Source organism: Peribacillus deserti (assembly GCF_002863585.1).
In the GTDB taxonomy this organism is placed as follows: Bacteria; Bacillota; Bacilli; order Bacillales; family DSM-1321; genus Paraperibacillus; species Paraperibacillus deserti_A.
The window spans coordinates 20,643-47,615 of record NZ_PGUY01000073.1 but is presented as its reverse complement, the minus strand read 5'-3'; the positions used below and the strand labels follow the sequence as shown (position 1 = coordinate 47,615).

The following is a 26,973-nucleotide window of genomic DNA, read 5'->3' as shown; positions in this document are numbered from 1 at the left end:
TAGATGAAGGACAAAATAGAGTCCAAGGGCAGCGGAAAAGTCCTTCATAGGGGAAATGAAGGACAAAATGTAGTCCAAGGGCAGCAGAAAAGTCCTTCATAAGGGAGATGAAGAACAAAAAAGAGCCAAAGGGCAGCGGAAAAGTCCTTCATAGAGGAGATGAAGGACAAAATAGAGTCCAAGGGCAGCAGAAAAGTCCTTCATAGAGTAGATGAAGGACAAAATAGAGTCCAAGGGCAGCAGAAAAGTCTTTCATGACGGAATCCATGACATATATAGGTAAATAGAGTAAAGAAGGAAGTTCTCTCACCAGCGATATGAACTCCTTTGATAGAAAACTCTGCTAAAGAGTCGCCGCAGCGCCAAAGGAAACGGACTATTCAGTTAATTCTGGTTACTTTATCCTTATTTTGTTATCATGAGTTTAATAAAGCTCTGTAAGCGCTCCTGAAAGAGGGGAAATGTTTTGAAAAAGGTACTGTTACTGGGTGATTCAATTCGTATGGGGTATGAACCTTTTGTGAGAGAGGCCCTTGAAGGCAAAGCTGAAGTGACTGCGCCAGAAGAGAATGCCGATTTGCAAAATATACCTTATGGGGAGTCAATCTGTGGCTGAAAGAATTAGGAAAGCCTGATATTGTTCACTGGAATAATGGATTGTGGGACCTGCATCATGAAGCACCAATGATAGAGGCGTTAACACCGTTAAATGAATACCTTGAAACACTTGAACGGATTGTTAATGAATTGAAACGGACAGGTGCGAAAATTATTTTTGCGTCAACAACAAGCGTAGCAGAGGATGCCATTGGAAGAAGCAATACGGAGATTGCTCTGTACAATAAAGAAACGATTAAATTAATGCATCAGTTAGGTGTTGAGATCAATGATTTACACAAAGTCATCCAAGCTGATTTGTCAGCTAATCTATCTGAGGACAAGCTGCACTTAAATAATCGTGGCAGCCAGTTATGTGCGGCAGCTGTTGTAGATAAAATTAAAAAATACCTTTAAATCCTAATAGTCAGTGCTGTAAATGGCCTTTTGAAGGTCCTTTTTTTTCTTCTATTAAATAATGTACATATAGGAAGGCTCTTTAATCTTGGATAATGATATTTGCATAACAAGATAAGAATAGTGGTTTAGTAAAATAGTGGTCATATAAAAGAGGGGGAAGGTGAAATATGAAAACATTTAGTATATGGTCAATAGCCTTTATGGCGTTAGGTCTACTTTCGCTTGGAGTAAATTGGATAATGGAAGGATATTTTGAACCGATCATCCTAATAGGAAGTGTCTTTCTGTTATTAGGAGCTGTATGTAGTTTTATTGCCATTGCTAAAGGTGAGAAAACCAGTATTAAATATATACCCCTTGTTTCTTTTTTTATCATTCTATTGGTAGTAACTTGGTCTGATCCATTTCAAGTGATCCGTATGCTGACCTGGTTTAAAAATATAACTTAACTACTGTATAATTTTCGAAATGACGAATTCCAATAATTTACATTTTAAATAAAGGTATTTTTTTATAAAATATAGGTAGGATACCAATGTCCCGGTATCCTGCGCAGGAGGGGGATACCGAATTTTCGGTATCCCTTTTTTCATCTTTTTATTACAACTCAGGTAATGTTAAACTTTCAATAGCTCTCAGGGCGATGACTTTAAAGCAGCTGCCAAATGAAAAACCTCGTATGAATTCTGTAAATAGGTGCCTCGATCCTAAAAGGATGAAGGCATCTTTTTTCGTTCGGCCCAATTTGTATTGCTAAAAAAAGAGCATGCTAAGAAATATAGTTTTTTAGAAAAGCAAGTGAATTGTTGTAATTTCCTTAAATTTCCAGAAAAAAGTTTCAGCCTATGTAAACGTTACCTTAGCTCGAGGCATGTTATAATAAATTCTTTGTTGCAAGACAACTCACACTATTATGTATTTAAGGGTTAAAGACCGGATGAGTATGTCTGAAATTTTACTATTTTCTACAAGTGCCGTTATTTATCGTTGTTGTTTATGGGAGGTTTTATTATGGAAAATAAAGTACCGTTTTCCTTTGTAGTCATTATTGGCTTAATGCTGTTCGCTCTATTTTTTGGGGCTGGTAATTTAATTTTTCCTGCAATGCTTGGTCAATCGTCAGGAACGAATATTTGGTCAGCTAATGCAGGGTTTTTACTTACTGGAGTCGGGCTGCCGCTGCTTGGTGTATTGGCATTTGGCTTTTCTGGCAAGGAAGATTTGCAGTCCTTGGCAAGCCGTGTACATCCCGTTTTTGGCGTGGTATTTACAACCATTCTCTATTTAGCGATTGGGCCGTTATTTGCGATTCCGCGGACAGGAAGTGTTTCGTTTGAAATCGGTGTTAAACCGTTTATATCAGAAAATGCCAGTACTTTTCCTTTACTAGTATTTACACTGATCTTTTTTGGAATAACATGTTTCTTATCACTTAATCCGGCTAAAGTGGTCGATATTGTAGGGAAATTCCTGACCCCGATTAAATTAACGTTTATCGGAATATTAGTAGTTGTTGCCGTTGTTCATCCGATTGGGGCACTTCAGGCACCGATCGATAATTATACAAAACATGCTTTTACCAATGGTTTTCAAGAAGGGTATTTAACCATGGATACCCTGGCGTCATTTGTGTTTGGGATTATCATCATTAATGCCATCAAGGAAAAGGGGGCGAAAACTAAAAAACAAGTCATGACAGTCTGCTTGAAAGCCGTTGGAATAGCCGCTGTCATCCTTGCAGCTATTTATTCTGCTCTGACTTATCTGGGAGCTTCCAGTGTAGAAAAGCTTGGTTACTTAGAAAATGGGGGTGAAGTATTAGCACAGGTTTCCGATTACTATTTCGGGACGTACGGAGGGGTTTTTCTTGGGCTGATCATCACAGTAGCCTGCCTCACAACCAGTGTCGGCCTTATTACTTCATGTGCTGCTTATTTTCATAAACTATTTCCGCGTCTTTCTTATAAGACACTTGCCATCAGTTTATGTGTATTTAGTGCAGTAATCGCCAATATAGGATTAACTCATTTAATCGCTTTTTCTGTACCCGTTTTGACAATCCTATATCCAATAGCCATCGTGCTGATTGTCTTAACTTTCTTACATTCCTTATTTCAAGGCAGGCCTGAAGTATATCAAGGAAGTATATTATTGACGTTCGTCATAAGTCTGGTTCAAAGCCTAAAGAGTTTTGATCACACCCTTTCAGTGATTGATCAGTTCTTCGTTCGAAGTCTCCCAATGTACGACGTAGGGCTGGGCTGGGTTATTGCCGCATTGGCAGGCGGTTTTATTGGCTATGCAGCCAGTTTGATTAAAAATAAAGAAGGATTAATTTGGACAAAATCTTAGGAATAGCTGTAAGAACCTGAAAAAGAGACATCCGAGAAAGAGAGAGTGATGGACAAATGAACCAGGAAGAAACGTTAACGAGAGGATTAAAGAATAGGCACGTACAGCTTATCGCGATCGGAGGAGCAATCGGGACAGGTCTGTTCCTTGGGGCAGGGAAGTCCATTCAATTAGCGGGCCCTTCCATTCTCTTTGCCTATACAATCACGGGCATTATCTTATTTTTCATTATGCGGGCTTTAGGGGAAATATTATTAAGTAATTTAAACTACCATTCTTTTGTCGATTTTGTTCAAGATTACTTAGGCGATTTAACGGCATTTGTCACAGGGTGGACATACTGGTTCTGCTGGATCTCTATCGCTATGGCGGATTTAACCGCGATCGGTCTTTATATGCAATTTTGGTTCCCAGCAGTTCCACAGTGGATGCCAGGGTTAATTGCTGTCGTTATTTTGCTTATCATGAATCTTGCCACAGTAAAGCTTTTTGGAGAAATGGAATTCTGGTTTGCCTTAATTAAGATCATCGCAATCCTTGCGCTGATAATCGTAGGTATATATATGATTGTAAAAGGCTTTTCTACGGATGCAGGCACTGCAAGCTTTTCGAATTTATGGGAGCATGGTGGGATGTTTCCTCATGGCATGTATGGCTTTGTATTATCCTTCCAGATGGTTGTGTTTGCCTTTGTGGGAATAGAGCTTGTCGGACTTACAGCGGGAGAAACGGAAGATCCGGAAAATGTCCTGCCAAAAGCAATTAATAATATTCCCTTAAGGGTTTTCATCTTTTACATCGGGGCACTGCTAGTTATTATAAGCATCTATCCGTGGAATGCGGTCAATCCAAGCAAAAGTCCGTTTGTACAAGTATTCCTTGCTGCAGGAATTGCAGCCGCCTCTGGAATTGTCAATTTTGTAGTTCTGACATCTGCAGCATCGGCTTGCAACAGTGCGATATTCAGTACCAGCAGAATGGTGTTTTCACTGGCAAAAGATCACTATGCACCTGTTTCTTTTAGCAGGCTTAATCGTAAAAAGGTGCCTTCGAATGCGTTGTATTTCTCCATTGTTGTCATTTTGATTGCCGTACTTTTAAACTATGTGATGCCTGAAGGAGTATTTACTCTCATAACTAGTATTTCGACCGTTTGCTTTATCTTTATTTGGGCAGTTATCGTTCTAAGCCATTTAAAATACCGGAGAACCAGACCGGAGTTAGCCAGGAAAAATAAATTCAAGCTTCCTCTGTATCCTTTTTCCAATTACCTGATTCTTGTCTTTTTAGTTTTTGTCCTTGTTGTGCTGGGCTTGGCAGATGATACGCGCATAGCCTTATTTATAACCCCGGTATGGTTTATTTTAATAGTCGCAGCCTATTACATAAGAAATAAAAAAATCCAAAGTGAAATTTAATGGCTCTATTCTAAAAAAATGTTATTTTTTACTAAGTTCTGTGAACCTTTTCTATTGTTAAACAGGTTTGATTGGAACGTAAGGTGCGAGACTCCTTGATCCAGCTACAAGCTGAGACCCTCGAGTCATAAGCCAATCCGTCTATGGGGAGAAAAGCACTCCCCACAGCCGGCTCGTCTTATGCTTGGCTAACGCATAAGTGCGACTAGGCTTCTGTCTTCACTGTCGTTCGCCAATCAGCAAGTCTTCTTTATCGGGTCTCTGCCTGCCAATTTGTTTAGAATTTTATATCAATTGGGATTATCACTAAGCGTTTAATATTTATATGTTGGGCAGGCACCGCTTTCCGCTTTTCTGTACGGGAGCAGCGGGACAGGTGAGAACCCACAGGCGAAGCCGAGGAGGCTCAGCGCCCGCCCCGCGGAAAGCGAGCATCCTCACGTTCCAATCAACCCCCTTGTTCAATAACAACAAAGTTTACGAAAACAGCCAAATTAATAAGTATTCTGATAAAGGGGAAACTCCAAGCATAAAAAAATCATTGGGTAATGGTTCCCAATGATTTTTTTACTGTTGGAGTATTATATAGTCTTAATATCTTCTAAGAGCCTTTCAACATGTTCCCTTTTCGTAGCCCAGCTGGTACAAAAGCGAACAACACTGTATGTAGAATCGATCTTTTCCCATAAAGAAAAAGAATACTTTTTACCTAATTCAAGCAGGACGTCATTTGGCAGAATTGGAAACTGCTGATTCGTTGTAGAATCATAACGCAGGGAATATCCTCTCTTAACGAATGCTTCGCGTATCATCATGGCCAGTTCGACGGCATGATGGGAGATATCATAGTATAAACCATCTTCAAATAAAGTTTCGAATTGGATCCCTAATAATCTGCCCTTTGCCATTAATCCACCTCTTTGCTTGATCATATACCGGAAGTCCTTTTTCAGAGCATCATTTGTGATGACGACTGCTTCACCAAACAATGCCCCAACTTTCGTTCCGCCTATATAAAAAACGTCACAGAGCCGTGCTAGATCAGCAAGGGATAAATCGCTGTCCTTTGCAGCCAGACCATATCCCATTCTGGCGCCGTCGAGCATAAGGGGCAGGCCGCATTCCCTGCAAACCTTGCTTAAAGATTCCAATTCGGCCCTGCTATAAGTGGTACCATTTTCTGTCGGGTGAGAGATATAAATCATACCTGGCTGAACGATATGCTCATGTGTGGCATCATTCCAATGTGCCTCATATACTTCTTTCACCTGTTCTGCGGAAATTTTGCCATCATTACTCGGCAGGATAAGCACCTTATGACCGGTGGCTTCAATCGCTCCTGTTTCATGCCCGGCAATATGACCCGTATCAGCTGATACGACTCCCTGATGGGGCCTCAGGACAGACGCAATTATCGTCGTATTCGTTTGTGTCCCGCCGACTAAGAAATGGACATCTGCTTCAGGAGCATCACATGCTTGTCTGATATATTCTCTTGCCTTTTCACAATGTTCATCTGTTCCATACCCGGGGGTCTGTTCTTCATTTGTTTCCATTAATCGGTTCAGAATCCGATTATGGCAGCCCTCAGTATAATCATTCTCAAATCGAATCATTCTGTTTCCACTCCAAACTATCCGTATTTCTCCTGAGTTTCTTTTTCTCTCATATTCTTAGCCTGTGCTAAAAACGAACCTTTCTAGTGAACCAACAACACTAATCTAACCGTTTTTCGCATACTATTTATCTGATAGATTAATATCTACTATACCAAGTTATCTCTTAGTAAATCCATCCCCATTGTTATACAAATAATAGTTAATAATGATTAGATTAGCTGGGAGTTTCCCATTTTCTAGCTGAATTCTAAGGTGGATGGAACAAAGGGAAGGAAAGAGGACATATTGATTAAGTCATGGCTGTGCGCGGCCTAAGATTTATTTTTTGCCTATTAAGAAAGACACATTTACAATAGAACAAAATAATAAATCCGCCTTTTGATAAAACTATGACAGTTATTGTGTAAGGCGCCGGATTTAATACGATATGAGGAGAGGCTCACTCAAATCATGATTGGAGAGTTTGATGTGACAGTAAAGATAAAGGTTTATTCAGATTATGTATGTCCGTTTTGTTTCTTGGCCGAGCAGCCGCTTGCAGAGGCCATCAAAGGAAAAGATGCAGTAGTGGAATGGATGCCCTATGAACTGCGGCCTTATCCTAATGAAACGTTAAAGCCTGAAGGGCATTACCTGCAAAGTACTTGGAAACAGTCGGTATATCCAATGGCTGACCGAATGGGGATTCATATTGTCCTTCCAAAAGTATCACCTCAGCCATATACTCATCTTGCTTTTGAGGGCTATCAATATGCCAAAGAAAAAGGAAAAGGCAGCGAATACAATGACCGGATGCTTCGTGCTTTCTTTCAGGAAGAGCAGGATATTGGTGATATAGAAGTATTAACCAAATTGGCTGGTGAAGTGGGATTAGATGAAACCGAGTACCGTCAAGCACTTGAAACCAGAAGGTACAAAGAGGCCCACCAGAAGGCATTAGAACATGCCTATAATGAAGCAGATATCACTGCTGTACCTACATTCATTATTGGGGACACCAAAATTTCAGGAATTAGATCCAAAGCGACTCTGGAACAAATCATAAACGAAGAGATAAACAGACAGGACAGAGATTTTCCTGAAGGAATGGCCTGTGGTGTGGACGGCTGTTAGTCCGGCTGCCAAGATAAGGAAAATGAAGCCTCTGTAAAGGGTTATTCAGCTTGTGGGGAAAATAATTCTATCTGTACAGTGGTTCCTTTGGAATAGAGAAGTCTCGTTTCAATTTTAAATGAACAGGTTCCTTTCTTTCTAGATTATTACGAATGTAGTATCTCTTAACCGGTTCTACTCCCCACGGGAACTTATGATGATTCAGCACGATCTGCAAAAACAGCGGGAAAATAGTGGTCCATATTTTACCGGAAAATAGGTGTTTTTTTGCTGATAGAACCCTATCTTCCTTACATGTTTGCATCTTGACTACCCAACTCTGGAAAAACAGGCGTTTTGAAACAGGTTTTGTCTTATATGTAAGAGATTAGATAACTACAAATTGGTTTATGCTTACCTTTTATGGATATATGCTTATGTTTTGAAGGTGTATGCTTAAGTTTTCATAGTTTATGATTATCGCTCTGTTTCCAATGCTTAAGTTTGGTGCTTTATGCTTAACCCGGAGGCATTATGCTTATCCGTAACCCGTTATGCGTTTCTTTTCTGGAATATGCTGGGAGTGGAGTGATAATCCCTATTTCATGGCAGCGCCTTGATCATTTTCGGGAAGAAGACCAGGGAGACTCGGCAAAACCATGAACGAAACCGGATAATCGGTACCACGCTGGACCGATTTCTCGTATATCAGGACAGTATCAACTGCCAAGACTATCTGGACAGCCCGATCAGCCCCTTTCTAAAGGGGCTATTTTTTGTGGTTTTTTCTTTTCATTCATTAGCAAGGCTTTCTATAAAAACACACTGCTGCTATATCACTCCATACGTTTGCTTAGCTTACATTATGCTCTAAGTGGGGATGTACTTTTAACGTGGTCCAAAACTACTCTTAAAAAGCTTCTTTATTGAAAAATCCTCACATTTCACAGAACTATTTGCAGGATATGTAACAAAAAAATCGAAGAGGTATGTAAAAGGGGGATGTGAATGTTTATATCCGTTACCAGGATGCGATTAAAGAGAAAGAGAAATCTGCCTGCTTTTATTTGGTATACGCTAAGATCCGTAAGTCAATCTAAGAAAGCACCAGGCCTTTTGCATTCGAGTTTAGATAAAGAAGGATGGCATACGTACTGGACATTAACTCTATGGGAAAACAAAGACGATATGAAAATGTACAGGAACAAGGGTAACCATTTGAAAGCTATGAAAATTTCCAGAAAGATTGCAAGTGAACTAGAATCCTTGAATTGGGAAGGAGATCATCATCCTTCGTGGAGCGAATGTAAGGAACGGTTACATATTAAATATGGAAGAAAACAGAGTTAATACAAAGTTAGGTAATGTAATTTACAATGAGGGGAGCGGTTCACTTGAAACAGGCATTATTAGTTACTGTCTGGCAGGCAAACCTAAATTCGCATGAGACTCCATGCTTATTTAGGTTTTTTGTTTAAATTGGATTAACTTTTTTAAAGAAACTGTTGTGAGCGCCCTATTTTGCCTGCCGCATAAAACGGGATTCAGCCACTTAAAACCTTTGTTCAGCCACATAAAACCTTAATTTAGCCACATAAGATGCTGATTGGGCCACATAAAACAATAGTGCAGCCACATAAGATGCCCATTAAGCCACATAAAACCTGTTAGGCGGCTGCATATTTAAAAGTTTTGCTGGCATTTCAAATTAACTAAATCTTTTGAAAGAGAAAAACAAACTTATTACACGAATGGAGGAAAAGAAATTGAAACAAAAAACGTACAAGTTTCCAGCAGGTTTTTTATGGGGCGGTGCCACGGCGGCGAATCAAATGGAAGGCGGATTTCACGAAGGCAATAAGGGGCTTAATATTGCTGATGTGCTTCCAGGAGGCAAGGAGCGTCTTAAAATTCTAGCAGAACCAGGGTTCAACTTTGAAATTGATCCGGACAAGTATTATCCAAACCATGAAGGCATCGACTTTTATCACCGCTATAAAGAAGACATTGCTCTATTTGCAGAAATAGGGTTCAAAGCATTTCGTTTGTCCATAGCCTGGACCCGTATTTTCCCGAATGGCGACGAGCTCGAGCCGAATGAGGAAGGCCTTGCCTTTTATGATCGGGTATTCGACGAATTGCACAAACATGGGATCGAACCGGTTGTCACGATTTCCCATTATGAAATGCCATTAAATCTTGTTAAGGAATACGGCGGCTGGAGGGACCGGAAAGTGGTTACCTTCTTTGAAAGATATGTTGCCGCCATCTTCAATCGTTATAAGAACAAAGTTAAGTATTGGATGACCTTTAACGAAATTAACAGCGGCCTGGCATTTCCCATTATGAGCCTCGGTTTCTCCATTGAAAAGGAAGAAGATAAATTCAAACCGACTTTTCAGGCATTCCACCACCAATTTGTTGCAAGTGCAATGGCAGTTAAGCTTGGCCATGAAATCATCCCTGATTCGAAAATTGGGTGCATGATCATTTTTGCACCCACTTATTCGTTTGACTCTAATCCCGAGAATGTGATGCATGCCCTTCAGGAAGAGCGATTATTTAACAACTTCTGCGGCGACGTACAGGTTCGCGGTGAGTATCCGGCATTCATCAACCGCTATTTTAAAGAACACAATATTGAGCTCGACATCGAAGAAGGCGACCTTGCCCTGTTTAAGGAACATACAGTAGACTATATCGGATTCAGCTACTACATGTCCCGCACTGAGAAAAAGGAAAAAACACCAGAAGAAATCGGGGAGGGGAACATGATTGGCGGTGTGAAAAACCCGTTCCTTCAAGCAAGTGACTGGGGCTGGGAAATCGACCCTGAGGGACTGCGTATCGCTCTGAACAAACTGTATGACCGCTACCAAATTCCATTATTCGTTGTAGAAAACGGACTCGGGGCTTATGATAAGGTTGAAGAAGACGGATCGATACATGATGATTACCGCATTGATTATCTTCGTGAGCATATCAAAGCAATGGGTGAAGCGGTCGAGGATGGTGTTGGTCTTATGGGATATACTGCCTGGGGCTGTATCGACCTGGTCAGTGCTTCTTCCGGGGAATATTCAAAACGCTATGGGTTCATTTATGTGGACAAGCATGATGATGGGAGCGGAACAATGGATCGGAGCAGAAAAAAATCATTCTTTTGGTATAAAGATGTTATTTCATCTAATGGAGAACGGGTATGATCAATTAATGTAGAAATAGGGTGCCCAAACGTTCATGTTGGGGCACCCTATTTCACAATTTTAGTTTGTACACGAGTCTTTATCATGGATTCCCTTCACAACGTCCTCGATCGTAACACTGTCTAATACCTTTTCCATGGCGGCTTGAGCCGCTGAAAAAAGCGGGAGGATCGTTTCCTGGATATTCCTCCCAACAGGGCATTCCGGATTAGGATTACCATGTATACTGAATAGTTCTTTATCCTGGACTACATTCACGGCTTTATAGACATCAAGCAATGTAATATCTGTTATATTCCTTGCCGATTTTGCTCCTGCGACTCCTGGATGAACTTCAATTAATCCTGCTTTTTTAAGCATCCCCATGATTTTTCTGATTACAGCTGGATTGGTGTTCACGCTGTCTGCTAAATATTCCGACGAGCTTACCCCATCTTTATTAAGCTCAATAAGAGTTAGTATATGAATACCCACAGCAAAGCGGCTGCTTATGGACATAAAATAGTCACCTTCTTTGTTTCAAACTTAATAATTTCCTGATTATCTCATGTAATCAATTTGGCTACAAGTCTTATTATACCGCTAATTTCCTTCAAAATCGCATAAAAGTGATTTATTTTTTTAGTTGACAAAAAGCAAAGAAGTAATTAATATGATTACAAGTAATTAAATAAGTTACAAGTAAAAATGATGGACTACTGGAGGAATGAACTATGAAAATATTAGTCACAGGTGCGACTGGAAAACTGGGATCTAAAGTGGTAGAAGCATTATTAAAAACTGTACCGGCAAGCCAGCTTGCTGTCAGCGTTCGTAACCCTGAGAAAGCAGTGGGGTTACAGGAGCGTGGAGTGGAAGTCCGGCAGGGAGATTTTGACCATCCTGAAACATTGGATGCTGCTTTTGCAGGCATCGACCGCTTATTAATCATATCAGCGGATGGTGACAATGAAACGAGAATCCGTCAGCACACGGATGCAGTAGCAGCAGCGGAACGTGCCGGAGTAAAATTCATTGCTTATACAAGCTTAGGAAACGCAAGTGAAAGTAACCTGTTCCTGGCCCCGCCGCACCGTGCTGCGGAGGATGCTATCTTGAAAACGGGAATTCCCTACTCCTTTTTACGCAATAACTGGTATTTAGAGAATGAAATATCAAGTATACAAGGTGTAATTGCTGGCGCGCCTTGGATAACATCTGCCGGTTCTGGCAAAGCAGGGTGGGCTCTTCAGCAGGAATATGCAGAAGCGGCAGCGGCTGTTCTTACAGGAAACGGCCATGAAAATACGGTTTATGAACTTTCCGGCAAATTGCTGACTCAGGAAGAACTGGTTTCTGCTCTCAAGCTTGTTTTAGGAAAAGAAGTTTCTTTTCAGCAGGTGGATGATACTGCCTATGCGGAAATCATGAAAGGTGCAGGAGTACCGGATTTTATCATTCCGATGCTTGTAGAAATCCAGAAGGGTATTCGTGAAGGTGAATTGGAGGTCGAAAGCAGTGACTTTGAAAAACTGCTCGGACGTCCACTGACACCCATCCGTGAGGCACTGAGCCAAATCGTAAATCAAATCTCTCAAAACAAATAAACACATTAAAAAGCTGAGGCATAATGCTTCAGCTTTTGTTATGATATCCGATATAGGAATAAGTAATTGAAGGATCAATTGATGTTCCTAGGTGTGAATAACTGGTGAGAGGGATGCAGACGATGAACATGATTTGCGAGTCTCGTACATTGAAAGAGTATGTAACTGAATTAGAAGAAGTTAATTATTCTCACCCTAAAATCCTGGCAAAAGCAGGTGAAATTTTCACCCCTTCTCAAACACAAGTTGAAAAAGCCAAAACAGCATTCGAATTTGTACGTGATGAAATATCGCATTCCTGGGATATTCAGTCTACCCGGGTTACATGCAAGGCTTCGGACGTATTAACCTATAAAGAAGGAATCTGCTACGCAAAATCTCACTTGTTGGCGGCTTTATTGCGATCCCAAGGCATACCAGCGGGTTTTTGCTATCAACGGTTAATGTTATTTGATACGCCTGAAGAAGGCTACTGTATACACGCTTTGAATGCTGTATTCTTTAGCTCGCTTAATAAATGGGTAAGGCTGGATGCCCGGGGAAATAAAACGGGCATTAATGCCCAATTTTCGTTATACGAAGAAAAATTGGCGTTCCCAATAAAAGAGGATTATGGCGAAAGAGACTATGGGATGATCTATGTAAAACCACATCCCATTACAACAGCTGTATTAAATAGGCATGCCAATGCATTAGATATGTATAAAAGGCATTTACCGGAAAATTTATAGGAGCTTCAACATGCCTGGACAGGCAATAAATGAATAGGAACTATGTCTTTTCGACATCATTCATTAACATATATGCCTCCTCTTTTAAATATCTTTGAACAAGAAATGCAGATATGGAGTAGGAGGCTGCAGGATGATAACAATGAGCCAAATGCTTGGAATGATCAGGAATGGTCTCCCTAAGCCTGTGTATCCAAAGAAAGTCGTCATTGTGGGGGCAGGTATTTCGGGCTTAGTGGCCGCTTCCTTATTAAAAATGGCAGGACATTCTGTTCAGCTAATTGAAGGAAGTGACCGGGTTGGAGGCAGGATTTTCACACTCAGGAGACCATTTGTAGAGAATCAATTCTTGGAAGCCGGGCCTATGAGAATTCCAAACAGTCATCATCTGACACTAGAGTATATAAAAAAATATAAATTGACTGTCTCAGGGTTTATCAATAGTACGCCAAACGATCTGTATTATGTTAATGGAGTAAAAACACGCCTAAAACACATAGGTGTAAACCCAGATATCCTCAGGTTTCCTACTCAGGGCTGGGAAAAGGGGAAAACTCCGATAGAGTTAATAAAAATGGTCACAAAACCCATACAAGATTTCTTACGCCTGAATCCTGATGAAAATTGGAAGATCCTTGAAAAGAACTTTGATATATATTCATTTGAACTTTTTCTTAGATATAATCCGGTTGAGCGTTCGCTTTCAATAGGAGCGGTAGACATGCTGGAAGTCCTTTTAGCCTTAGAGGGTTTTCCCGAACTGTCCTTTCTGCACATTTTCAGGGAACTCCAATATCTCTTTGATCCAAATATGAAATTCTATGAAATAGCTGGAGGTTTAGATCGCCTCCCACATGCTTTCCTGCCGGAGCTTGCTATATAAGGAGGAATAGAATCAGGAATCAGAGCTGCCTTCGAAGTAAATAATGTCCCTTAATCTTTAGAGAGTTGCACCACAAAGAACGTAAATCATTTTATTCACTGTATTTTTGGTAAAATAGTCTGATTATTTAGTAAAATATATGTGCTATAATGTATGTCATACCTAATATATTAGGTGTAACAATCACTCAAGGAGGTTCTACTTAATGAAAACGAAGAAGAATGTACTTGAACGAGCGTTGAAGAAATTAAACAAAAATGAACTCAAGGAATCCACGCTGACCTATGGGACTATTTCAAAAGTGAAGATTTGACCTTAAACCATTAAATGTTCTGTAGCCTAGGCTTACCGCTCAGGCTATTCAAATGTATGGAAGGCTGCCGGGGCAGTCTTTTTTTTAGGCTCTTTTCTAAAAAGATTGTTGTTTTTTTAATAATTTCTGCGAACAAACTCTATTGTTAAACAGGTTGATTGGAACGTAAGGTGCGAGACTCCTTGATCCAGCTACAAGCTGAGACCCTCGAGTCATAAGCCGATCCGTCCATGGGGAGAAAAGCACTCCCCACAGCCCGCTCGTCTTATGCTTGTCGGGTCTCTGCCTACCAATTTGTTTAGAATTTTATATCTATTGGGATTTTCACTGAGCGTTTAATATCTATATGTTGGGCAGGCACCGCTTTCCGCTTTTCTGTGCGGGAGCAGCGGGAAAGGTGAGACCCCACAGGCGAAGCCGAGGAGGCTCAGCGCCCGCCCCTAAGGTCCGCGAGCATCCTCACGTTCCAATCAATCCCGTGTTCAATAACAACAAAGTTTGTGAAAACAGCCTTTTTTTATAAGCAAAGCTAAACTTGGCTGTTAATCTCCATTTCAGGCACTCACTTTCCCCGCAAGAGTCTCTCCTATCTGTTCCATTCAACATAGTGCTAAAATCAACAATGAACGCTAACATAGCTTTTATAAGGAAGCATTCTACCTGTAATATTTAGTGCAGGTGAATAAGAAGGATTTTGTAAGAGGATATCGTATTAGTTAATGTAGTAACTGAATATGTATGAACGGCTGCAGCTTGATTCAGATTTATAAGAATACACGATTTGGCAGCTTAGAAAAACAACATATAAAAGAGGTGACCTATGTTTATAAAGCAGCCATTTGACGAGTTTTTAGGTTTTGAATACAAGAAAATCGATGAAGACCATGTGCAGCTTCGATTGCCCATTCAAGATTTATTCTTAAATAGTGCCGGGGTGGTACACGGCGGTATCATTTCATCATTGGCAGATGTGGCCATGTCTAATTTGATTCCTGCTGATGCAAACGGTATACAACAAGCATTAACTGTCGATCTGAATGTTTCCTTTTTAAAAGCTGTAACAGGCTCATACTTGATTGCAGAGGCACACATTGAAAAACAGGGCAGGACATTAATTCATACGGATTGTTCGATTTTTAATGACAAACAGGAGTTGGTTGCTAAATCTAAAGCAATTCTATTTCGTAAACATTGAATAATCTAAAAGGAAGACAAAGTACGTGAATGTTCCTCTCTGAAACGATGGAGTAATGGGTGATCAAATAAGGAGTGGGTCTTACTGCATTTAAGATGTAGACACTTTTTAAAGTGATTTCCCGAGAATAAAATGAAATAAAGTCGAGAGGATGATAATGAATATGTCTATTACCCTTCCTGATCTTTCAACAAGACCATTTTCCCTCACAATAGAGCGAGCAATGAAATGCTCACGAGAAATCTTGTTCCAAGCATGGACGAAACACTTCGACCAGTGGTTTGCTGTACCCGGCAGCGTAATTATGCAGGGAGAAACCAATACGGCCTTCTTCTTTGAGACTTCTTTTGAAGGAAAACGTCATCCTCATTATGGCAGGTTCTTAAGGATAGAGAAAGACCAGCTTGTAGAAATCACTTGGGTTACCGGGGCAGGCGGGACAATGGGAGCTGAAACAGTTGTCACAGTCGAATTTGAGGCAGATGGTGCTGGAACTCTTCTGCGTCTTACGCACGCGGGGTTTCAAGATGACATTTCCCGGAACCAGCACAAAGAAGCTTGGCCGATGGTTCTTGAACATTTAGACAAGTGTATGATGAAATAGGATGGAACTGCATTTGTCTAAAAGCATCCATAAGTTCAAGAGGTTTTTGTTTCCTGTCATCCTTATGTTTGTTGGCTATACTAATATCTTTAACAACTGGGAACTTCCACTTTTGGCTTCAGTGAACTTGAAGATTTCGGGAGACTTTTGATTGTACTTGGCATAAGTGCTTGTGAAAGTGCTATTGTGACAGCATTTCTTTGGTGGGTAATACAATCTGGGAAGGAATTTCCAAAATAGCAAAATATATATTTATCTAAACAGATCTATAATTAAGGTCCATTATACTTTCCCGGGAATATCAACATAATCGTTTAACAGAGCATCTATATAAAAAAATCAATATTCCTAAGCACTTTGCTTTTGAATATTGACTACAATTTTTTTATTAAGTTTACAGCCGCACTGTTTGCATTCTAAATTCTTTTTGGATAAGCTCAAACAATTTGTACAATAAAATCTCTTCACCCAGAAACACCTCCTTTTTAATGATGCATTTATTGTAACTCTTAAATGTTTTCTCAGTATATGATTTATGTAAAGCTTCTTAATAAATGATCATCTCAAAAAGCGAGGTTTGCATGGTAGGTTCAATTAAAGGTAATGTGCATGACCGAAAGAAGCGTATAAGTAAGAATAGAAACGAAGGGGCATAGTCCTATGTAAACCAACAGACTGACTAATCAACATGTTGATTTCTGGAACTTTTTTCAAAGAGAGGTGAAACATATGTATTTGGCTCCATTATTTGAAAATGATGTACCTGAAGCTCTCTAGTGCCCTAGTGGAGTGAAGGTGACAACTCTCTCCGTTTGGGACAGTTTTGACCTAATGAATAAACGGAGGGTATAAAAATGAAAAAGTCTTGGATAGGTTCTATATATTTAGCTTTGGCTGCAAGCATTTGGGGTGGCATGTACGTTGTTGTAAAGGTGGTAGTTGCGGTCATACCACCGCTGGAACTCGTGTGGATGCGTTATGTGGTAGCAATAGCCACCCTATTGATTATCGGCTTAATTACCCGGCAAAAATGGTACATTCATAAACGGGATTTCCTGATCATTATTCTTATTGGGGTTATTGGAAATGTGATTTCCATTGTGACTCAGGAAACAGGTACAATGCTTACGTCCGCACAAATGGGAGCAATCATAACTTCTTCTACGCCAGCTTTTATGGCTATTTTTGCTCGTATACTGCTTAAAGAACGGTTTACCTTGAAAAAGGGATTCTCTGTTTGTTTAGCAACAGTGGGAGTTTTTCTCATTGTTGGAGTGGATCAAGTGAATTTTTCTAGTAAAATCGGTGGAATATCATTGGTTATCGCTGCTTTGACATGGGCCTTGATGTCGATTCTTGTAAAGCGTGTACCCACTGACTATTCGCAGATTGTGGTTACCACTTATTCGATATTAGTAGCGCTGATTGTATTAACACCTATTGTATGGGGGCGGTTACATTCCATTGATATGTCCCGATCAGCGGATCCGGTTATCTGGGGCGGAGTTTTGTATTTGGGAATTTTCTCCACAGCAGGCGGGTTTCTGCTATGGAACCGAGGGCTGCAGCTGGTTAATGCCGCCAGCGGAGGTCTATTTTTCTTCTTTCAGCCCGTGGTGGGAACATTGCTGGGATGGCTTATTCTTGGAGAGAAAATCGGGTTGTCATTCTGGGTGGGTTCCATGTTAATTCTATTGGGTGTTTTTATAGCCATCAACGAGAATAAATAGTTATTTTATGTCCTCAGCAATTGAAAATGGAAGGTCACAAGATGAGGCTGCTTTAGCAGCCCTTTTTTCGATTTTGATTTTGAAATATCTGTTCAAGGATTCAAAAATAAATGGCGTAATTTTTTCTTCAGGCTAATTGGCCAGACTTTTTCCTCATATAGATATGAGTAAATGGTTATAATACCTCTAACATCCATAACTCAGAGGAGGTATTTACATGGAAGCAAATAACCATCGCACCAAATTGACCATGTCTGAATTAGGCAACCTTTGGTCGCAATACATGAATGATACAATGGCAGTATGCGTCCTGCGTTACTTTTTGTCCAATGTACAAGACGAAAAAATCAAGGAAATACTTGCATTTGCACTTGGATTATCTGAACTTCACATAAACAAGATCAAACAGTTTTTATCTGATGATGAATACTCTATTCCCGTAGGGTTTACCGATGAAGATGTGAATCCTTCGGCACCGCCATTGTTCAGTGATACATTCTTTGCCTTTTATTTACATATTATGGCGATACACGGTTTAACTAGATATTCGGGATCATTCGGAAGCACTATGCGGGAGGACCAGAGAAACTACCTTAGTGAGTGTATAACCGAAACGCTCGATTTGTACAATAGATCAACCGCTCTTCTTCTGGAAAAAGGCATCATAAGCAAACCACCGACTCTTAATGGTGATTATAAACCAGAGTCCGTGAAAAAGGAAAATTGGCTTACAGGCTGGTTTAGTACCAAGCGGCCGATTAATGCGATTGAATTAGGTGGAGTGTATCTTAGTCTGCAAAAAACAATGATGAAAGAGGTTCTCCAATTAGGCTTCAGTCAGGTTGCACAATCCAAGGAGGTCAGAGAGTTCTTACAGCGTGGTTTGAAACTTTGCCGCAAACATAATACTGTTCTTTCATCTTTTTTACAAGAGGAGGATTTACACGCTCCGCGCTCATTTGCATCTGAAATTACAAAATCTACCATTCCACCTTTTTCAGATAAGCTGATGCTTAATCATGTCAGTCTGCTGATCGCGTTTACGATTGGTTTCTATGGGGAATCTCTCTCGGTTTGCCAAAGACGTGACTTGTCTGTTTCCTACGCACGAATGGCAACAGAAGTAGGATTATATGCTGAAGATGGAGCAAATATATTAATTGAAAATGGATGGATGGAACAGCCGCCTTTGGCGATTGACCATCAAAAATTGGCAAGAGAACAGTGATGTATGGGCTTTCTAGCCTAATCGTCTACTGAAAATATAACTGTTAAAAATTGATCCTATCTGTTAAAGCCGTTAATTTTTAACGGTTTTTTTGTATGTCTTTATACTTGGTCTGTTTTATATGCTGGAATCTTAACTTGTCAGGTTACCAAATCAAAAAAATAGTATCTTTCCCTTATATTTTGTAAAATAAGCATAAGTGTAAGTATAAGCAAAGAATAAATTCTGTTACAAATGAGGTTAAATAGATGTCTAAAAACAATGTCAAGATCCAGGTGAGTAACAATGAATTCATCTGGGATTCAGAAAAAGGTTTATTTTCTTTTGACGGGGCTCCTGCACTTCTATTCTGGGACTCTGCAATTGAACTATTCTTAAAGACGATAGAAGAAGTTTCAGGCAGTGATGTCTCAAAAACCGTATTCGAGGCTACTGGATATCGTATGGGTCATCTGGTTAGTTCCTATTATCAGGGTAGAAATGATCTTGAACAACTGCTTAGTGAATACAGTCATATTTACAGAAATGCAGGCTGGGGTAACGTCGAAATTCCTTTTTATTCCTTTGATGAAAAAAGAGCACTAATTCGATTAACGAACAGCTGGGAGCATCGGATCTTTAATAATACCAGCAAGGAAAATGCAGGTGTCGTATTGCCTAGTCACTGGGCGGGAGTGTTTACCGGTTTATTTAAACAGAATGTTTGGTATAAAGTGAATAAAAGCCAGCTAAATGGTCATGAGTATGATGAGATTGAAATCTTTCCTTCAGATACTACAGCTGCAAGTAATATTCATGAATTATCCAGGCAAAAAGAGCAGGAAAATATCCTGGAGCTGGAACGGAAAGTAAAAGAAAGGACGGAAGAGCTGTCCTCACTTGTAATGGAACTCTCTTCTCCTGTTATACCGGTTTTAGAAGGAATATTGGTAATCCCCTTGGTGGGAAGGTTCAATGAGGAACGTTTATCTATTATGATTGAAAGAGCCCTGTCTGAATTATCTACTCAAAAGGCTGGATTCCTTCTCATTGATGTAACGGGTCTTTCGCATTTCGATACTTATACCATCCATGGTATGCAGCGATTAATCCGGGCCATCCGGCTGCTGGGCGGGGAATGCTACCTTGTTGGCATTTCTGCCGAACTCAGCATTCAGATTATAAATTCTAATCTAATCGACATGGCAGGCATTAACACATTTTCGAACCTGCAAAAAGGTGTAGAATTTGCGATAGGCGAAAACGGCTATGAACTAGTAAGAAAAACGCAACAATCGTAAGCTGCCATACTGGCAGTTTTTTTATTTGGACCAACTGTTACAGGTTTTAAACTGTTTCCAGCAAATCAATATCTGGGCTTTGATATTAAACTATGTTTTTACGAACCTACAGTACAGTCAAAGTTATTTAATATGAAATGATTGACAAGATCAATAGAAGAGAAAATAATCCGCAAATTCAGTGGCTTTTTTACTTTTACATAGGCTCTGTTAAATGAGGTGTTGATTTTCGCTGCAGGGACTCGCTTCCCACAGGGCGGTCCGGGAGCCTTCTCGGCGTTTATGGCCTGTGGGGTCTCCCTTGACCCGCTTTTCCCGCAGGAGTCTTGCCTATCGGCTACAATCAAAATTTTCAAAATCAATAATGAAATTTAAGATAAACTTTACATAAATCGTCCATCCGAAGCTATGGCATTATCATATCGGGGTCTTCATAATCCAAATGGAAACCCCTCAAAGACCAGTTTGAGGTCTGGATAACCCGGATGAAGAACTTTTCTCAATCCAAGATACCAGTTTGGGGTCTTCATAACCCCGATGAAGGACTTTTCACAACCCCAAAGACCGGTTTAGGTTCTTCATAACCCGTATGAAGAACTTTTCTCAATCCAAAAGGCCACTCCAGGGTCTTCATAACCCCGATGAAGGACTTTTCTCAACCCTAAAGACCGTTTTAGGTCCTTCATAACCCCGATGAAGGACTTTTCTCAACCCCGAAGACCGGTTTAGGTCCTTCATAATCCCGATGAAGAACTTTTCTCAACCCCAAAGACCGGTTTAGGTCCTTCATAACCCGGATGAAGAATTCTTCTCAACCGAGGAACAAATCTTCTGTTATTTCTTTAACGCCATTAATGCTCTTTTTTTCATTAATTACTTCAATTAGTAAGTAAATATCTATTAAAATTTCCTCTTTATAGTAATGATTATCACAAGCAAGATAATCTTGCATCAGCCTGCTAAGTTCTTTTAGGAATAATTCTTGGTCATTTTGCATGTAAAAAATCCTTTCATGGAATGTTTGAATACGACTGGGGGAGAATGGTAAGATTTCACTGCCAATTTTCGACAAATAAAAAACCGGAAGAATAGGGGGTGCCTATTCTTCCGGTTTATGTCTGGCACAAACAGAATGTCCAGTTCAATACTACCGTCTATGCATTTGGTTGTAATATGAGTGTTATGACACTGTTATCTAATTTAAAGTCCCAATCAACAAAACTGTCGAGAATGGCGGCGTTAAGGATAGAAGGGAAGTGAGTATTGTTGTGAAGCATACCTCCTTCCAGCTGCCTTTTGGCAACTCGTAAAGTTTCATCAAATCCAAGAGTGACCAGCTGCTTCTCAATAGGTACCAATATACCTTTTCTTAAAATAACCAGGGCTCGAGGGCTAAGCAGATAAGAATATATTTCGTCTGGTGCTTTTTCTGCTTGTTCACTGATCATGTTAATTTCTTGTTCAATTTGGTCTTTTTGTTTGTAGTTGTACTGTGAAAGTTCTTCAGAATTAAAGCTGTCAGTGGTAACCCCGACAAAAATTCCAGTTTCTTTGGGCAAATTCCAGTCATAATAGATATGATGTATGTCCATATCTGTGATTCCTTTCATTTGCCCCCGTATTTCAGAATCAATTGTTTTCATTAAGACTTCGCGTGTAGTTTTAACGGTTAGCTCCTGATCTTGTTCAAGAAGAATCTGTTCCATAGGAGAGATAAAACCGCGAACATATATTAAGATATAAGGTTTAGAAACAGTTACGTATATTGAATGTGGACCTTTACCAAACTTATCACGCAGCAACTTTCCTAAGTTATTTGCTAACTTTGTCTGCTGTGCTTTTATATCCATATTCTCACCCTTTTGAAGAAAGAAGCAACGTATCTTCTTTCCTTTTTAGATTTTATCATTTTTATGTAAGAAGATAAATAGGTAATGTTTATATACATTTTTCCTCAATTTGAATAATACAAACTGCTTTTTGTTATAAATTGACGGTTTTAAAACATGTACTGAACATTAATTTCAAATTTTATCCTCATATAGAAGGAATTATGTTACTACTTGAAGAATAAAGAATATAAAGTTATTTATATCTGTATATCATATTCTAGTTAATGAAGTGCAAATAGGGAACGTAGATACATTGCTAGGTTCTTAAAGGATGACGTTCATGTTAATGGAGAAACAGAAGAAGGAAAAGGAATTAGGAAGTTTTGTGGGCCGATTGCTTCGTGAACATTTTGGCAAAGGGCCGGGGGCAGTATATGCTACCATTTCAAATCCCTATATTACAATATATTTAAAAGATTTTCTTACTCCTGTAGAGAATAAATTATTAAACAAAGATCAAAGCAGTTACGTGCAAAAAATCAGAGACATGTTAATGGAAACGTTAATTAACGATATCAAGACATTTATTATGGCGAACACCGGGATTGAAATTGAAGAATTCTATTATGACTGGAATTTGGAAACTCAGTCGGGAATGTTTATCGGTATAAGTTCTAAAGAAGGTGTCAATGTTCTCGGCAGTACGTATCCCAACCAAAAAGAAGTGCATAAAGAAATGATACTGGTGAGTGAGGAAGCGGAAAAGAAACCCGGAGAAGTTTATTCTTATTTATTAAACCCGAGGACTTTAGTCATAGTTCGAGATGAAATACTTATTAGCATTGAAAAAGAACTAATATTTTTAGAATTTCAAGAAACCCTTACCTTAGCAAAAAGAAACCTTGAAAAGCGATTATTACAAAATCACAAAAAACAATTTGAATCTTATTTAAATGCTAAGCTTGAAAATACATTTGTTACGTGGAATTTCGAACTAGACAAAAGTGAGACTGTTTTTATACTACAGCCCCGCAAATAACGGCACGAATGTTCCAGGCGATAGGATTGGACGTAGGCCAAAAAGAAGACCCTATTCTTCTTTTTGGCTTTTTTATTGAAGTTTTTAAATTACAAAGTCAAAATTATTTTTTTGGAGGATTTCATGAAAATATATCAAGTAAATAAACGGTTTCTGTTAATAAGAAAATCTTATTATTTTACGGTTGAAATAGAATATGAAAAAAATTTTATTTATTGATATTCAAAATGAAGGTGACCTTGTATTAGCCCGAAAGATGGGCAGAGAATTATCCAAGTCCCTCCATTTTACTTCTGTTAATCAAGCCAAAGTCATTACAGCCATTTCTGAATTAGGGAGAAATATGTATTATTATGCAGGTTCAGGCTCCTTTGTCTTTGAGATCCTCGGTAAGAATCCCAAAGTAGGAATAAAAATTACCGCCACGGATAACGGTCCGGGAATCGAGAATATTAACAAGGCATTAGAACCAGGATATACTACCTCTGGAGGTCTCGGAGTGGGTTTGTCTGGGGTAAATAAATTAATGGATGAATTTTTTATAGAGTCAGCTGTGGGGACAGGGACATCTATAACCGTTACTAAATGGCAATAATGCTGCGCCGTACAATTTAATACACACACTCCATGTATGGGTCTATAAAAGATTTGGGGATACCGATTTTTTTGGTATTCCCTTTTACTTTAGAGCGCTTATACTTTGTAGATAGAAAAAACATCCTAACTAGGATGCTCAGGCATTTCTCTTTTCAATCATTTTAATGGCTTTATGCAGACTTGCGAAGGTTGATACACCTTCAAGTTTTATTCCCAGGTGGACCATCGTTTGTGAAATTTCTGGTCTTATACCCGTCATTATGGGAACGACTCCTACCAATTTAAGTGCGTCCATTACCTGGAAAATATGATTTGCAACCATCGTATCTATGATTGGCACCCCTGATAAATCAATAATAATATAACTTAACTGTAGATCGGATGCACCCCGCATGGCTTTATCCATCAATTCCTGGGACCTCTTGGTATCAATATCTCCGACAAGAGGAAGGACCCCAACTTCATCCGAAATCTGGATTACTGGAATGGAAAGCTCCAAAGCAGTTGCCTCTGCCGCAAGCAATCTTGTAGAGAAAGTTCCGGAATAAGACATACTGAGCCAATGAACGGCCCGATCCAAAACGGAGTCAAACTGTGATATGATTTTATAAAATTCTTCAAGGGAAAACTCATATTTTATAGCCTCGTCTTTAATGATTTCACCAATTGTGTCTCTGTAAAAACGAACCTCCTCGATGGCTAAATCCAGCGGTAAATCTAAATTGACCAATAGGTTGACACTATCGGTTCCCCAGTTCTTTAAATGTTGATAGGTTAAATCTATATCATCACAGATGGATTGAGCAAAAATACGAATGATATTCTCCCGCCAATTCCGTAATGAAATATCGACGTTTCCGCTATAAATGGCTGAATCAGCATGATATCTTTGCTGTGCCAGTTCTGCTGTCTGAGACTCTATTTTTTGAGAAATTGTTTTTAAATTAGGATTAATAACAGTCTTCATGATGCACCTCCTGGATTTTCTAGTTTATACTCTTAGAAATATCATAGCAAGAAAAAGCCTCGAACGAAATGACTGAAAAAGGTCGAATCATGGAAAATTTAAGAGATAGGATCAAGGGGATGAAGGATAAAAAGGTATTGTATGATACTAAAAACACTAAGGGATGAGGGGAAATAATCAGTAGAGATCAGCAATAGTCAGCAGTAAAAGACGAGACGAGGAAACTTTATTGGGACATATTAAATCGTAGTTTTGTTCCGCTATTTTAAAGGGGGTAAAGGCAGAAAACACAATTTCCGTTCAAATCTACTCCATCATGATATAATAGGAAAATTAAATGAAAGAGGAACCCTATGCGGAACTTCATTGAAACATTTTAATACATCTATGAAAGTAGGAATAATCGTGACAAACCAAAGTGTAATATTTTTTGATATTGACGGAACATTGCTGAACCATGAGAAAGAATTGCCTCTTTCAACAAAGAAGGCAATATTTAAACTAAAAGAAGAGGGACATATAATAGCAATAGCAACAGGGCGAGCCCCATTTATGTTTGAGGATTTGCGGAGAGAATTAGATATTAACACGTTTATCAGCTATAACGGCCAATACGTCGTTTTGAATGGAGAAGTATTATATACCAATCCGCTGAACATATCATCACTTGAGAAATTGACAGAGGCAGCACTGCTTAATAACCATCCGGTTGTTTTCATGGACCACGAGGATATGAGAGCTAACGTACCAGAGCATGAATACATAAAGGAAAGCATTGATACATTGAAAATAGGACGTTTCCCTACTCATGATGCACTTTATTACAAAGGGCGGGACCTGTATCAGTCACTTCTATTTTGTCCAGTAGGGGCCGAGAATCAATACGAACGGGATTTTAAAGACTTTGACTTTATCAGATGGCACCCCGTTTCAGTGGATGTTCTGCCCAGAGGAGGATCAAAAGCAAAAGGTATTGAAAAGATAGCTGAAAAACTTGGGATTCCTGAAGAAAACCTATTTGCCTTTGGAGATGGATTGAATGATATGGAAATGCTCTTAACTGTAAAGAATAGTGTGGCCATGGGGAATGCAGAAAAAAAGGTAAAAGAAGCCGCTAGATACGTGACAAAATCTGTTGAAGATGACGGGATCTATCATGGTCTTCAAATGGTTGGCCTGCTGTAACCAAATATTTTTTATCCCGTAAAATAGTAAAAACCACGCAGAACTAAAGCGTGGTTTTTTTGTATTCATTAACAGCTTTTTTTGACCACTTCATATTTATTTAGACAAGCATCAAGCTGCTGACTGATTCTGATTGTATTAGAACTCAGGAGTCCCTCTTTTATGCCGGTATGAATGAGCTCAACCCGAAGTTGATCCATTCTCTCATGTATTTCAGCGGCAGTGCTGCAAACACATTGGTAATTCATATAAAAATCTCCCTTTTCAAATTGTTACCAAGCAGCAGTATCTCTCCAATTAATACAGTCCTGTATATTTTCATTTTCATTCCTTATATCGGTTAAAAAGAAATACATTAAAGTCGTATTTTTAGGGAATAGAAACAGCTAAAATAAGTCTTTGGTTTAATAAGCAATGAACTGTCATCCAAATTTCTACCTGATTTTGTATAAACATATTTCAGCAATCATCTCCTCCTAAAAATAAAACGTGTTACAATGTAACGTTCACGTCAACGAAAAAGAGTTGACTCAGTCCGTTTAGTTAAAACTACGTGAAAGGAAGAGTCATGCAGGCAGAGAATTGGATAAATAAAGGAATATGATCTATAATACATATAGGCTATATATATTATAGATCATATTTAAGCAGGGGGATCCTTATGGTCGTAATGGACTTCAAAAATACTCTATGGAATTATACGAGGAAGATCAGTGAAAATACGAATACGATCATTGCCTCTCTTTCCGATCGGTATGGATTAACGAGCCTCCAGGTACGAATTTTGGTGGAAATCCGGGAGCAGGGTTCACATACGATTGGCACGCTTGCTTCCAGGCTCAATATGGCGGGGACGAATATATCCACCATGTGCAAGAAGCTTGAGAAGGAGGGCTTTTTGGAACGCGCAAGGAATCCAGAGGATGAACGAGTTGTGAAGGTCATGCTTTCAGATCAAGGGATGGCTGCCGTTACAGAAATCAATAAGGCGCTGCTTGAGAAGATTTCTTCTTCTATAAAAGAGGAATCTGAAACGGCACTGAAGGACATGATAGCGGGCCTTGAAAAACTGAATGAATTATTGGAGAAAATGAAATAG

The 26,973-nt window shown here is 39.4% G+C and carries 26 protein-coding genes; 20 read left to right on the top strand and 6 right to left on the bottom strand.

What is annotated here, in order from left to right:
* Positions 1–466 precede the first annotated feature (466 nt).
* The 5 genes from CUU66_RS25120 to CUU66_RS21525 all read left to right on the top strand — a co-directional run bounded on the left by CUU66_RS25120 (position 467) and on the right by CUU66_RS21525 (position 4,787).
* Positions 467–616 (top strand): hypothetical protein, encoded by a 150-nt coding sequence (locus tag CUU66_RS25120; protein WP_257968099.1) that lies wholly within the window; start codon positions 467–469, stop codon positions 614–616.
* Positions 617–657: 41 nt separating this feature from the next.
* The gene (locus CUU66_RS21540) at positions 658–1,014 is read left to right on the top strand and encodes a hypothetical protein (protein WP_257968098.1); all 357 of its coding nucleotides are present in this window, start codon (positions 658–660) and stop codon (positions 1,012–1,014) included.
* Between the two features lie 170 nt (positions 1,015–1,184).
* Entirely contained in the window at positions 1,185–1,466 is a 282-nt protein-coding gene (locus tag CUU66_RS21535) for a hypothetical protein (protein ID WP_101645448.1), read from the top strand.
* A 562-nt stretch (positions 1,467–2,028) separates the two neighbouring features.
* Positions 2,029–3,369 (top strand): branched-chain amino acid transport system II carrier protein, encoded by a 1,341-nt coding sequence (gene brnQ / locus CUU66_RS21530; protein WP_101645447.1) that lies wholly within the window; start codon positions 2,029–2,031, stop codon positions 3,367–3,369.
* 56 nt (positions 3,370–3,425) lie between these two features.
* On the top strand, positions 3,426–4,787 hold the full coding sequence (locus CUU66_RS21525) for an amino acid permease (RefSeq protein WP_101645446.1): 1,362 nt from the start codon (positions 3,426–3,428) through the stop codon (positions 4,785–4,787).
* 581 nt (positions 4,788–5,368) lie between these two features.
* Here the strand turns inward: CUU66_RS21525 and CUU66_RS21520 are convergent.
* The gene (locus CUU66_RS21520) at positions 5,369–6,403 is read right to left on the bottom strand and encodes a threonine aldolase family protein (RefSeq protein WP_101645445.1); all 1,035 of its coding nucleotides are present in this window, start codon (positions 6,401–6,403) and stop codon (positions 5,369–5,371) included.
* A gap of 471 nt (positions 6,404–6,874) precedes the next feature.
* On the opposite strand from CUU66_RS21520, the gene CUU66_RS21515 reads away from it, so the two are divergent.
* The 3 genes from CUU66_RS21515 to CUU66_RS21500 all read left to right on the top strand — a co-directional run bounded on the left by CUU66_RS21515 (position 6,875) and on the right by CUU66_RS21500 (position 10,704).
* A complete protein-coding gene (locus tag CUU66_RS21515) occupies positions 6,875–7,519 on the top strand; it encodes a DsbA family oxidoreductase (RefSeq protein WP_101645452.1) in 645 nt (214 codons plus the stop codon).
* 987 nt (positions 7,520–8,506) lie between these two features.
* Positions 8,507–8,848, top strand: a complete 342-nt coding sequence (locus tag CUU66_RS21505) for a hypothetical protein (RefSeq protein WP_101645443.1) — start codon at positions 8,507–8,509, stop codon at positions 8,846–8,848.
* Positions 8,849–9,264: 416 nt separating this feature from the next.
* On the top strand, positions 9,265–10,704 hold the full coding sequence (locus CUU66_RS21500; protein ID WP_308302523.1) for a glycoside hydrolase family 1 protein: 1,440 nt from the start codon (positions 9,265–9,267) through the stop codon (positions 10,702–10,704).
* Between the two features lie 60 nt (positions 10,705–10,764).
* On the opposite strand, the gene CUU66_RS21495 is transcribed toward CUU66_RS21500, so the two are convergent.
* Positions 10,765–11,202: an Rrf2 family transcriptional regulator gene (locus tag CUU66_RS21495; protein ID WP_101645441.1), complete on the bottom strand. Its 438-nt coding sequence runs from the start codon at positions 11,200–11,202 to the stop codon at positions 10,765–10,767.
* A gap of 215 nt (positions 11,203–11,417) precedes the next feature.
* Between CUU66_RS21495 and CUU66_RS21490 the strand changes: the two genes are divergently transcribed.
* The 8 genes from CUU66_RS21490 to CUU66_RS21455 all read left to right on the top strand — a co-directional run bounded on the left by CUU66_RS21490 (position 11,418) and on the right by CUU66_RS21455 (position 20,254).
* On the top strand, positions 11,418–12,290 hold the full coding sequence (locus tag CUU66_RS21490) for an SDR family oxidoreductase (RefSeq protein ID WP_101645440.1): 873 nt from the start codon (positions 11,418–11,420) through the stop codon (positions 12,288–12,290).
* A 122-nt stretch (positions 12,291–12,412) separates the two neighbouring features.
* Positions 12,413–13,021 (top strand): transglutaminase-like domain-containing protein, encoded by a 609-nt coding sequence (locus tag CUU66_RS21485; protein ID WP_101645439.1) that lies wholly within the window; start codon positions 12,413–12,415, stop codon positions 13,019–13,021.
* A 133-nt stretch (positions 13,022–13,154) separates the two neighbouring features.
* Positions 13,155–13,904, top strand: a complete 750-nt coding sequence (locus CUU66_RS21480; protein ID WP_101645438.1) for a flavin monoamine oxidase family protein — start codon at positions 13,155–13,157, stop codon at positions 13,902–13,904.
* Positions 13,905–15,037: 1,133 nt separating this feature from the next.
* Positions 15,038–15,412 (top strand): PaaI family thioesterase, encoded by a 375-nt coding sequence (locus tag CUU66_RS21475; RefSeq protein WP_101645437.1) that lies wholly within the window; start codon positions 15,038–15,040, stop codon positions 15,410–15,412.
* A gap of 157 nt (positions 15,413–15,569) precedes the next feature.
* Entirely contained in the window at positions 15,570–16,016 is a 447-nt protein-coding gene (locus tag CUU66_RS21470) for an SRPBCC family protein (RefSeq protein ID WP_180955386.1), read from the top strand.
* 854 nt (positions 16,017–16,870) lie between these two features.
* A complete protein-coding gene (locus tag CUU66_RS21465; protein ID WP_101645435.1) occupies positions 16,871–17,746 on the top strand; it encodes a DMT family transporter in 876 nt (291 codons plus the stop codon).
* 217 nt (positions 17,747–17,963) lie between these two features.
* Positions 17,964–18,974 carry a DUF3231 family protein gene (locus tag CUU66_RS21460; protein ID WP_101645434.1) on the top strand — a complete coding sequence of 337 codons (1,011 nt, stop codon included), beginning with the start codon at positions 17,964–17,966 and terminating at the stop codon, positions 18,972–18,974.
* A 248-nt stretch (positions 18,975–19,222) separates the two neighbouring features.
* Positions 19,223–20,254, top strand: a complete 1,032-nt coding sequence (locus tag CUU66_RS21455; protein ID WP_101645433.1) for an STAS domain-containing protein — start codon at positions 19,223–19,225, stop codon at positions 20,252–20,254.
* Positions 20,255–21,065: 811 nt separating this feature from the next.
* On the opposite strand, the gene CUU66_RS21450 is transcribed toward CUU66_RS21455, so the two are convergent.
* Together CUU66_RS21450 and CUU66_RS21445 are read right to left on the bottom strand one after the other, a co-directional pair.
* The gene (locus CUU66_RS21450; RefSeq protein WP_101645432.1) at positions 21,066–21,251 is read right to left on the bottom strand and encodes a hypothetical protein; all 186 of its coding nucleotides are present in this window, start codon (positions 21,249–21,251) and stop codon (positions 21,066–21,068) included.
* A 157-nt stretch (positions 21,252–21,408) separates the two neighbouring features.
* Positions 21,409–22,104 (bottom strand): Na-translocating system protein MpsC family protein, encoded by a 696-nt coding sequence (locus CUU66_RS21445; RefSeq protein ID WP_101645431.1) that lies wholly within the window; start codon positions 22,102–22,104, stop codon positions 21,409–21,411.
* A 322-nt stretch (positions 22,105–22,426) separates the two neighbouring features.
* Here CUU66_RS21445 and CUU66_RS21440 point away from each other — a divergent pair, with 322 nt between their 5' ends.
* Together CUU66_RS21440 and CUU66_RS21435 are read left to right on the top strand one after the other, a co-directional pair.
* Entirely contained in the window at positions 22,427–23,125 is a 699-nt protein-coding gene (locus tag CUU66_RS21440) for a DUF2294 domain-containing protein (RefSeq protein WP_257968097.1), read from the top strand.
* A gap of 196 nt (positions 23,126–23,321) precedes the next feature.
* Entirely contained in the window at positions 23,322–23,720 is a 399-nt protein-coding gene (locus CUU66_RS21435; RefSeq protein ID WP_101645430.1) for an anti-sigma regulatory factor, read from the top strand.
* A gap of 138 nt (positions 23,721–23,858) precedes the next feature.
* Here the strand turns inward: CUU66_RS21435 and CUU66_RS21430 are convergent, their stop codons facing one another.
* Positions 23,859–24,689, bottom strand: coding sequence for an STAS domain-containing protein (locus tag CUU66_RS21430; protein ID WP_101645429.1), 831 nt, complete (start codon positions 24,687–24,689; stop codon positions 23,859–23,861).
* 405 nt (positions 24,690–25,094) lie between these two features.
* On the opposite strand from CUU66_RS21430, the gene CUU66_RS21425 reads away from it, so the two are divergent.
* Entirely contained in the window at positions 25,095–25,874 is a 780-nt protein-coding gene (locus tag CUU66_RS21425; protein WP_101645450.1) for a Cof-type HAD-IIB family hydrolase, read from the top strand.
* Between the two features lie 68 nt (positions 25,875–25,942).
* On the opposite strand, the gene CUU66_RS21420 is transcribed toward CUU66_RS21425, so the two are convergent.
* The gene (locus CUU66_RS21420) at positions 25,943–26,122 is read right to left on the bottom strand and encodes an aspartyl-phosphate phosphatase Spo0E family protein (protein ID WP_101645428.1); all 180 of its coding nucleotides are present in this window, start codon (positions 26,120–26,122) and stop codon (positions 25,943–25,945) included.
* A 413-nt stretch (positions 26,123–26,535) separates the two neighbouring features.
* Here CUU66_RS21420 and CUU66_RS21415 point away from each other — a divergent pair, with 413 nt between their 5' ends.
* A complete protein-coding gene (locus tag CUU66_RS21415) occupies positions 26,536–26,973 on the top strand; it encodes a MarR family winged helix-turn-helix transcriptional regulator (RefSeq protein ID WP_101645427.1) in 438 nt (145 codons plus the stop codon).